General features: G+C 73.8%; 2 protein-coding genes. Both read right to left on the reverse strand.

Translation table 11 applies throughout. The features are described 5' to 3' along the window. Positions 1–112: 112 nt before the first annotated feature. On the reverse strand, positions 113–5,428 hold the full coding sequence (locus tag KN815_RS00215) for a type I polyketide synthase (protein ID WP_216338923.1): 5,316 nt from the start codon (positions 5,426–5,428) through the stop codon (positions 113–115). Then, positions 5,428–10,779 carry an SDR family NAD(P)-dependent oxidoreductase gene (locus tag KN815_RS00220; protein ID WP_372458214.1) on the reverse strand — a complete coding sequence of 1,784 codons (5,352 nt, stop codon included), beginning with the start codon at positions 10,777–10,779 and terminating at the stop codon, positions 5,428–5,430. The genes KN815_RS00215 and KN815_RS00220 overlap by 1 nt, the downstream gene beginning before the upstream one ends. Positions 10,780–10,826: the final 47 nt, after the last annotated feature.

Genomic DNA, 10,826 nt, shown 5'->3' on the forward strand with positions numbered 1-10,826 from the left:
GGCGGAGGGCGAGCACCCCGTCTCCCCTCCACCTCCAGCATGACACGGCCGCGCGGACCACGCCCCCGCTTGGCAGGCGGCGGACCGTCGGACGGCACGAAGAGTCTTCGGATCATGGCCGGTCGGGCAGTGCGAACTTGCTGTCGATGAGGTCGAGCACCTCCTGCGCCGACGCATCGGCGAGGTCCAGGCCGGACGCCGGGCGTTGCCCCAGGTTCGACAGGAGACGGCGCAGACGGCCGCCGACCTGCGCCGTGGTCTCGTCGTCCGGTGCCAGCGTGGGCATCAGGGACTCCAGGCGGTCCAGCGCCTCCAGGACCGGCTGAACGGGGGTCGGGGGCTCGGTCAGCGAGTCGAGGTGCGCGGCGAGTTCGGCCGCGGTGGGCTGGTCGAAGACCAGCGTCGGCGAAAGCCGCAGCCCGGTCGCGGCGTTCAGCCGGTTGCGCAGGTCGATCGCCATCAGCGAGTCGAAGCCCAGGTCGCTGAAGGCCCGTTCGGCGCTCACCGACTCCGGCTCGGGATGCCCCAGCACCGCGGCCGCGTGAGAGCGCACCACGTCCAGCAGCGCGCGCCGGCGCTCCTCCTGCGACAGCCCGGTCAACCGGTGCAGCACGTTTTGCGGTTCGGACGTACGGTGCGCTGCCCGCCGGACGACCAGCTCGCGCATCAGCGGGGGCACGGTTCCGGCGGCGGCCAGGTCGAAACGTGCCGGCACCAGCAGTACGTCGTCCCTGCTGAGCGCGGCGTCAAACAGCGCGAGCCCCTCCTGCGGCGACAGGGCCGCGGCGCCCGCCCTGGCCAGTCTGGTCCGGTCGGTCTCGCTCATCGCGGCGGTCATCCCGGCGGCACCGCCCCACGGGCCCCAGGCCAGTGACTGGCCCGGCAGGCCCTGCGCCCGGCGTCGCGCCGCCAGGCCGTCGAGCACCGCGTTCGCCGCGGCGTAGGCGCCCTGGCCGGGGCTGCCCAGGATCCCGGCCGCCGAGGAGAACATCACGAAGAAGGACACGGGCTGGTCCTCGGTCAGCTCGTGCAGGGCCAGCGCGGCGGTCGACTTGGAGCGCATCACCCGCTCGACACGCTGCGGGGTCAGCGACTCGAGCACCGCGTCGTCGAGTACGCCCGCCGCGTGGATCACACCGCCGACGCGGATGCCGGCCAGCGCCCGGGCCAGGGCGTCACGGTCCGAGACGTCCACGGCGGCCACCCGCGCCCCCAGTTCGGCGGCCAGGTCCGCGGCTCCCTCGGCGGCCATTCCCCGGCGGCTGAGCAGCAGAAGGTTCCGGACACCGCATGCGGTCGCCAGGTGGCGGGCCACAAGAGCGCCGAGTCCGCCCGTGCCGCCGGTGATCACCACCGTCGTGTCCGGGTCCGCCAGGGGTTCGGGCGGGGTGAGCGGTGCGGCGGCCGCGGCCCGGACCAGCCTCGGCGCCAGCATCCGGCCCGCGCGGACCGCGATCTGGGTCTCACCGGCGGCGGCCGCGGCCAGCAGCGCCGTGTCGTCGTGCGTGCCATCGGTGTCCACGAGCAGGAAACGGCCGGGGTGTTCGGACTGCGCCGAGCGCACCAGGCCCCACACTCCCGCGCCCGCCAGATCGGTGACGTCCTCGCCCGGGGTCACCGCCACCGCCGCGCCGGTCATGATCACCAGCCGCTCGTGCGCGGGCCGATCGCCGGCCAGCCACTCCTTCAGCAGCCCCAGCACCCGGCCGGCCTCGGCCGGCTCCGGGCCCCCGCCGCAACGGCGTACGACGAGAGCGTCGCCGGAGGTGGCGCCGGAGGTCGTCGCCGGGCGCCAGTCGAGCGTGAACATCGCCTGGTCCGCCAGTGGTACGGCGGCCAGCGCGCCGGGCGCCACGGGCCGTACGGCCAGCGATTCGACGCGGACGACCGGGCTGCCCGTCTCATCGCTCGCCTCCAGGGTCAGCGCGTCCTGGCCCGCCCGGGCCAGCCGCACGCGCAGCACCGAGGAGCCGGTGGCGTGCACCGAGACCCCGCTCCACGCGAACGGCAGCCCGCCCCGGTCGCCGGCCGCCCGCAGGAACACCGACGCGTGCAGGGCCACGTCCAGGAGCGCGGGGTGCAGGCTGTGTGAAGCGCCGTCGTCGACGCTCACCTCGGCGTACACGGCGTCGTCCGTCCGCCATGCCGAGCGCAGCCCCTGGAAGGCCGGGCCGTAGTCGTAGCCCTGCTCGTACAGGCTCTCGTAGGTGCCGGCGAGGGGGATCTCGGTGGCGCCCGGCGGCGGCCAGTGGGCCGGGCCCGGGTTCGGTGTGGTTTCCCGGGCCGACAGGGCGCCTGTCGCGTGGCAGGTCCAGTCGGGGCGGGTCGGTGTGCGGGCGTACACCAACACCTGGCGGGCGCCCTGCGTATCGGCCGGGTCCAGGACGACCTGGAGGTCGACCTCGCCTTCCTCGGGCACGGGCAAGGGTGCCCGGACGGTCAGCTCCGCCAGCACCGGGCAGCCGGCCAGCGCCCCGGCGGTGACCGCGAGGTCCACGAAGCCTGCGCCGGGGAACAGGACCACGCCGCCGAAGGCGTGATCGGCCAGCCACGGCTGGGCGTGCCGGTCCAGCCGGCCGGTCACCACCAGTCGGCCGGAGTCCGGCGACTCGACCATGTGGTGCAGGATGCCGTGGTCGAGAGCGTCGGCGGTGCGGTGCGTATGCCGGTCGCGTACGGCCGCGGCGGGCCAGTACCGCTTGGGCTGGAAGGCGTACGTGGGCAGTGGTACGCGGTGTCCGGCACCGGCCAGCCAGGCCGGCCAGTCCACCGTCGCCCCCCGCACGTACAGGCTGCTCAGCGCGGTGAGCAACGCCGTCGGCTCGGCGAGGCGCCCCCGCAGTACGGGCACCCATGGCACGGCCGACCGCGCCATGGGCGCGAGGACGGCGTCGGGCCCGATCTCCACACAGCGTGCGACTCCCTGGGTGGTGAGGCTGTCCACGCAGTCGCCGAATCTGACCGTTTCACGGATGTTCGCGGTCCAGTAGTCGGGTGAGCACAGCTCGGCCGCCGTCACGGGTGTGCCGGTGACGGCGGACACGAACGGGATGGCCGGCGGGGCGAAGGCCACGGTCTGCGCCACGGCCCGGAACTGGGTGAGCATTCCGGCGACCAGGGGCGAGTGGAAGGCGTGGCTCACCGCCAGGCGCCTCGTGCGGATGCCGTCGGCGGCCAGTCGGGCGGCGGCCGCGAGGACGGGTTCCTCGGGGCCGGAGAGGACCACGGCGTCCGGTCCGTTCACCGCGGCGAGGGCGACCTGCTCGTTAAGGAAGGGCAGCACCGCCGATTCCCCGGCCCTTACCGACACCATCGCCCCGCCGGCGGGCAGCGTCTGCATCAGCCGGGCCCTGGCGGCGACCAGCCGGGCGGCGTCGGGCAGGGACAGCACCCCGGCCGTGTGCGCGGCGGCGACTTCGCCGACGGAGTGGCCGAGGACCACGTCCGGCCGTACTCCCAGGGACCGCAGCAGCGCGGTCAGCGCCGTCTCCACGGCGAACAGTCCGGTCTGGGCGAACTCGGTCTGCTCCAGCAGATGCGCGGTGTCGCCCCAGATCACCTCGCGCAGCGGACGGGACAGATACCGGTCCAGTTCGGCGCTCACCTCGTCGAACGCCGCGGCGAACACCGGGAAGGTCTCGTACAGTTCCCGGCCCATGCCCAGGCGCTGCGAGCCCTGGCCGGTGAAAGCGAACGCCGTGGGCCCATCGGACGCGGCCGCCGCGACGCTCGTACCCGGGGTGGTGTCGCCCGCGGCGAGCGCGGCGAGGCCGGACAGCAGTTCCGCGCGGTCCTCGCCGGTCACCACCGCGCGGTGGTTGAACACCGAGCGGGTGGTGGTGAGGGAGAGGGCCACGTCGACGGGGCGCGGGCCGAGGCCGTCGCCGTCCTGGAGGTGCGACAGGAGGCGGCCGGCCTGTGCGCGCAGGGCCTGTGGGGTGTGCCCGGACAGCGGCCAGGGGACGACCGCGGGATGGGCGGTTGACGATGCGTCCGGTCCGGCCCCGGACCCGGCGTCCGGTCCGGACTCGGACCCGGGCACGGCCTCCGGCTCTTCGACGATCACATGGGCATTGGTGCCACTCACGCCGAACCCGGAGACCCCTGCCCGCCGCGGCCGCCCGCCCCGGGGCCAGTCCCTGGCCTCGGTCAGCAGTTCCACGGCTCCTGCCGACCAGTCGACCAGATGGCTCGGCCGGTCGACGTGCAGGGTGGTGGGCAGCACTCCGTGCCGCATCGCCAGCACCATCTTGATCACCCCGGCCACACCCGCGGCGGCCTGCGCGTGACCGATGTTGGACTTGACCGAGCCCAGGAACAGCGGCCGGTCACGGCGCCGGCCATAGGTCGCCAGCAGCGCCTGTGCCTCGATGGGATCACCGAGCCGCGTGCCCGTGCCATGGGCCTCCACGGCGTCCACCTCGGACGGTTCCAGCCCGGCGTCGGCCAGGGCCTGCTGGATGACCCGCTGCTGGGAAGGGCCGTTGGGCGCGGAGAAGCCGCTGCTCGCACCGTCCTGATTGACCGCGCTGCCGCGTACCACCGCGAGCACGGGGTGCCGGTTGCGGCGCGCGTCCGAGAGCCGTTCGACCAGGAGGAGACCGACGCCTTCGGACCACCCCGTGCCGTCCGCCGCGTCGGCGAACGACTTGCACCGGCCGTCCGCCGCCAAGCCACGCTGTCGGCTGAACTCGATGAACGGCCGGGGGTCGGCCATGACCGTCACGCCGCCGGCCAGGGCGAGCGTGCACTCCTCGCGCCGCAGGGCCTGGCAGGCCAGGTGCAGGGCCACCAGCGACGACGAGCAGGCGGTGTCGATGGTGACGGCGGGCCCCTCCAGGCCCAGTTCGTAGGCGATCCGGCCGGACGCCACGCTGCCGGCGTTCGCGCTTCCCACGTGGCCCTCGAAATCCTGGGCCGACTGTTCGAGGAGGGCGCCGTAGTCGTGGTACATCACACCCGCGAACACGCCGGTCCGGCTGCCGCGTACCGCGGCGGGATCGATACCGGCATCTTCGAATGCCTCCCACGCGGTCTCCAGCAGCAACCGCTGCTGCGGATCCATCGCCAGCGCCTCGCGCGGCGAGATCCCGAAGAACTCGGCGTCGAACAGGTCGGCGTCGTGCAGGAACCCGCCTTCCCGCGCGTACGACGCGCCGCGGTGGTCCGGGTCCGGGTGGTACAGGCGGGTGAGGTCCCACCCGCGATTGACGGGGAAGCCGGAGACGGCGTCCTCGCCGCCTGCGAGGAGTCTCCACATCTGCTCCGGGGTGCGCACACCGCCCGGATAGCGGCATGCCATCCCGACGATCGCGACCGGCTCCCGCTCGACGGACTCCGCCGCGCGCAGCCGCTCCCGGCTCTCGTGCAGCTCGGCCGTCACCCATTTCAGGTGATCGAGGAGGGTGTCTTCGTTCATCGCGCCCATTACCTGCCGAACTCTTTCTGGATGAAGGCGAGGACTTCGTCCGCCGACGCCGACTGCAACTTCGCCGTGACCGTGCTCCGGTCCGGCTCCCTCTCCGGCTCCTTCTCCGGCTCCCTGCCGGGCTCCTGCGTCGTGTGCGCCCGGTGCGCGAGGCCGTCCCATGTCGCCATCAGTTCACGCAGTCGGCCGCTGATCCGCGCGTATCCGTCCTCGCCCGGTGAGCATGCGGACAGCAGCCCCTCCAGCCGGTCCACTTCGCTCAGGACCGCGAGCGCCGCGGCCGGCTCGCCCGGATCGTCGCCGCCGCGGCCGCGCCGTAGTTCCGCCGCGACATGGCGGCCCAGCGCTGTGGGGGTCGGGTAATCGAAGACCAGGGTGGCGGGCAGCCGCAGGCCCGTGGCGGTGTTCAGCCGGTTCCGCAGCTCGACCGCCGTCAGGGAGTCGAAACCCATGTCCACCAGGCCCTGTTCGGTGTCCACTCGCTCGGGGCCCGGGAATCCGAGGACCGCGGCCACCTGCGTGCGGACCGCTGTGATCACCCTCCGGTCCTGTTCGTCCGCGGGGAGCGGGGCGAGCTGCTCCAGCAACCCGACCGTCGCCGCCTCGCGCCGGGGCCGCCGCGAGGCCAACCCGCTCAGCACAGCGGGCACGTGATCCCCCAGCGCCGAGGTGTCCAGCCGCATGGCCACGACCACCGCCTCGTCCGCCGTCACCGCCGCGTCGAAGGACGACAGGGCGTCCTCCGTGGGCAGTGCGGCGATACCCGACCGCGTCAGCCGCGCACGGTCCGCCGCCCTCATACCCCGCGTCATCCCGCTGAGTTCCTCCCACGGGCCCCAGGCCACAGAGGTCGCCGGCAGTCCCGAGGCGCGCCGGTGCTGTGCCAGGGCGTCCACGTAGGCGTTGGCCGCCGCGTAGTTGGCCTGGCCGGCCGAGCCCAGCGTTCCCGCCGCCGACGAGAACAGCACGAAGGCGTCCAGGTCCCCGGTCAGCTCGTGCAGATGCCGCGCCCCGTCCGCCTTGGCCCGCAGCACCGTGTCCACCTGCCCCGGCGACAGCGACGACACCACGCCGTCGTCGACGACACCGGCGGCGTGTACCACGCCGGTCAGCGGACGGTCGGCCGGGATCGACGCGAGAACCCCTGCCAGTGATGCACGATCGCCCACGTCACACGCGACGACCGAGACCTCGGCGCCGAGGCCGGAGAGGTCGGACAGGTCGAGGGCGCCCGCCGGCCCGCCCCGGCTCAGCAGCAGCAGATGACGTACCCCGTGTGCCGTGGCCAGGTGGCGCGCCACCGCCTTGCCCAGCACACCGGTCCCACCGGTGATGAGTACCGTGCCGCCGGGGCGGAAGGGTGAAGGGCCCGGTTCGGACTGTCTCATCCGCTCCAGCCTCGGCACCGACGCCCGGCCGGCGCGGACGGCCACCTGGGGCTCGGCGCGGGACAGGATCGCGGGCAGCGCGCGCAGTGACGCGTCCTGGCCGTCCAGGTCCACCAGGACGATACGGCCCGGGTGCTCCAACTGTGCCGAGCGCAGCATGCCCCACACCGCCGCGCCGGCCGGGTCCATGGCGTCCGGTCCCATGGCCTCCCGGGTCACCACCACCAGGCGCGACGCCGCCGGCCGGTCGTCGGCCAGCCATGCCTGTGTCAGCCGCAGCACCCGGTCGAGCCGGGCGCGAACGTCCGAGCCGCCGGTCGCGCAGGACACCACCAGGTCGGACACCGAGCCGTCGGCCGAGGCGAGCTCGGCGACCTGTGGGGCGCCGAGCGCGTCCGCGAGACCCAGTTCGTCCGGGCCGAGCACCACGCGTGTTCCCGCGAACGCCGCGCCGGTCGCCGGTGTGTTCTCCCAGCTCACCCGGAACAGCGTCGCCTTGGCGCGGGCCGCCTGAAGCAGGCCCGCCGACGCGGGCCGCAGGGCCAGGGTGCCGATCGAGAGCACTGCCGCCCCGGACTCGTCCGCCGCGGACACGGTGAACTCCTGCGGGCCGACGGGCGAGAGGCGAACCCGCAAGGACGTCGCCCGTACGGCGTGCAGGCGCACTCCCCGCCAGGAGAAGGGCAGCCGTGTGCCGTCGTCGGCGAGGGTCAGCCCGGCCGCGTGCAGGGCGGCGTCCAGCAGCGCGGGATGCATCCCGTACCGGCCGGCGTCCGCGGTCACGTCGTCGGGCAGGGCCACTTCGGCGAGGACGTCGTCGCCGTGCCGCCACACCGCCCGCACGCCCTGGAACGTCCTGCCGTAGGCGAGACCGGCCGTGCGCAGGCGGTCGTAGAGTTCGGACACGTCGGCCGGTTCGGCGTCCTTCGGCGGCCACTCGGCCAGGGCGGGTTCTGGTTCCGGCCGGTCCTCGGCGAAGGCGCCACTGGCGTGCCGTGTCCATTCGCTCGCTCCGGCGGGGCGTGAGTGAATGACGAACGCACCGTCGTCGGCGGTCACTTGCAGCTCCACACCCCCCTTCTCCGGCAGCACGAGCGGCACTTCGAGCGTGAGGTCCGCCACTCCGTCGCCGCCCGTGCGGTCGGCCGCGTGCAGCGCGAACTCCACCATGGCGGCTCCCGGCAGTACGACGCTGCCGAGCACCTGGTGGTCGGCGAGCCACGGATGGGTGGCGGTGGAGAGCCGTCCGGTGAACACCGCGCCGCCGCTCCCGGCGAGTTCGACCGACGTCTCCAGCAGCGGATGCTCTGCGGAGGAGCGGCCGAGGCCGGCGGGCAGCCAGTACCGTTCGCGCTGGAAGGCGTAGGTGGGAAGGTCGACGCGCCGGGCGCCGGACCCGGCGAAGAAGCCCGGCCAGTCCACGTCGACGCCGCGGACGTGCAGTCGCGCCAGTGCCGTCAGCGCGGCCTCCGGTTCCGGACGGTCCTTCCGCAGGAGCGGGATCGTCGCGGCGTCGTCGGCCGTCGCCGTCAGCACGGCGTCGGGCCCGAGTTCGAGGAACGTCGTCACGCCCCGCGCCTCCAAGGTGCGCAGCCCGTCGGCGAAGCGCACCGTCTCCCGCACGTGCCGTACCCAGTGGTCGGCCGTGAACTCCGTTACCAGCTCGCCGGTTACGTTGGAGACGACCGGGATCCGCGGGGGGCCGTACGACAACGCCCGGGCCACCCGGCGGAATTCGTCGAGCATGGGTTCCATCAGGGGCGAGTGGAACGCATGGCTCACCGGTAGCCGCCGCGTCCGCTTGAACCGCGAGGCGATGGCGAGTACGGCTTCCTCGTCGCCCGAAATCACCACCGACGAGCGGCCGTTCACCGCCGCGATCGACACGCGCTCGGTCAGCAGCGGCGTAACGTCGGCCTCCGGGGCGACGATCGCGACCATCGCCCCGCCGGCCGGCAGTGCCTGCATCAGCCGCCCGCGTGCCGCGACCAGCGCGGCGGCGTCGTCCAACGACATCGCTCCGGACACATGGGCCGCGACCAGTTCGCCGATCGAGTGCCCGGCCAGGGCGTGGGGGCGCAGACCCCACGACCGCGCCAGCCGGAACAGCGCGACCTCCACCGCGAACAGCGACGCCTGGGCGCAGACGGTCTGATCCAGCGAAGCGGCGTCCGACATCGCCTCCCGCAGCGGCCGCTCCAGATACCGGTCGAACCGGGCGCACACCTCGGCGAACGCGGACTCGAACACCGGGAACCCCGCCGCCAGCTCCCGGCCCATACCGACCCGCTGGGAGCCCTGGCCGGAGAAGAGGAACGCCAGCTTTCCGCTCCTGGCCACGCCCCGGACCACACCGGCCGCCGTGTCGTCACCGGACCCCAGAGCCGTCAGCCCGCGCAGGAAGCCGTCCCGGTCCCCGGCGACCACGGCGGCGCGATGCTCGAACGACGAGCGGGTCGTGACCAGCGACGCCCCGACATCGTTCAGGCCGAGGTGCGGCCGGGCCGCGACCGATTCGCGCAGCCGCGATGCCTGCGCGCTCAGCGCCGCTTCGCTCTTCGCGGAGAGCACCCAGGGCAGCACCGGTGCCGGGGCGCCGACCGGAGCGGATTCCGCTGCCTCGACGGCCTCCGCGGCCTCCGCGGCCCCCGCGGCCTCCAGAATGACATGCCCGTTCGTCCCGCTGATCCCGAATGACGACACGCCCGCCCGCCGCGGTCGGCCCGTGTCCGGCCACGGCTGCGCCTCGCTGAGCACCCGCACCTTTCCGGCCGACCAGTCGACGTTCCTCGACACCTCGTCCACGTGCAGCGTCCTGGGCGCCAGGCCCTCGCGCAGCGCCATGACCATCTTGATCACACCGGCGATCCCCGCCGCGGCCTGAGTGTGGCCGATGTTGGACTTGATCGAGCCGAGCAGCAGCGGCCGGTCCCGGTTCTGTCCGTAGGTGGCGAGCAGCGCCTGTGCCTCGATCGGATCCCCGAGTGCCGTACCGGTGCCGTGTGCCTCCACCACGTCGACCTGCGCGGCCGACAGTCCGGCGCCCGCGAGGGCCTGTCCGATCACCCGCTGCTGCGAAGGGCCGTTCGGCGCCGTCAGTCCGCTGCTCGCACCGTCCTGGTTGACCGCGCTGCCGCGCACCACGGCAAGCACCGGATGTCCCTCGCGGCGCGCCACGGACAGCCGCTCGACCAGCAGCACACCCACCCCCTCGGCGAACCCGGCCCCGTCCCCGGCGGCCGAGAACGCCTTGCACCGGCCGTCGGGGGCAAGACCGCCCAGTCGGCCGAACTCGGCGAACACGACCGGTGAGGCCATCACGGTCACCCCGGCGACCACCGCGAGCGAGCACTCGTCCCGGCGCAGCGCGTGGCTCGCCAGGTGCAGTGCGGTCAGCGAGGACGAGCAGGCCGTGTCGACGGTCACCGCCTGCCCCTCGAAGCCGAAGGCGAAGGCCACCCGGCCGGACAGCACGGCCGAGGACGCCCCGGTGAGCAGATATCCGTCGGCGCCTGCCGGGGCCCGGCCGTTCGTCGGGAGGTAGTCCTGGCTGCCGCTGCCGACGAAGACGCCGACCGGGGCGCCGCGCAGCGACTCGGGGTCGATTCCGGCCCGTTCGAGGACCTCCCATGTGGTCTCCAGCAGGAGCCGCTGCTGCGGATCCATGGCCAGCGCCTCTCGGGGGCTGATGCCGAAGAACTCCGCGTCGAACCGGTCGGCGCCCCGCAGGAATCCACCGACGGACGGCCGCACACCCGGGTCGGCCGCTTCGTCGGGATCCCAGCCCCGGTCCGCCGGGAACGGCGTGATCGCGTCCTCGCCCCGCTCGACCAGACGCCAGAGGTCCTCGGGCGAGACCACGCCGCCGGGGTAGCGGCAGGCCATGGCGACGATCGCGATCGGTTCCCGGTCCCGGTCCTCCAGTTCGCGCACCCGCTGACGTGCCTGTCGGGCGTCGGCGATCGACCGCTTGAGGTACTGGCGGAGCTTCTCATCGTTCGACATGTGGA

Origin of the sequence: Streptomyces niphimycinicus, assembly GCF_018883605.1 — a bacterium.
Classification (GTDB): domain Bacteria; phylum Actinomycetota; class Actinomycetes; order Streptomycetales; family Streptomycetaceae; genus Streptomyces; species Streptomyces niphimycinicus.

Bases quoted from the DNA above. Each gene is read 5' to 3' on its own strand.
- KN815_RS00215 (WP_216338923.1), bottom strand. From the start codon at position 5,428: ATGGGCGCGATGAACGAAGACACCCTCCTCGATCACCTGAAATGGGTG.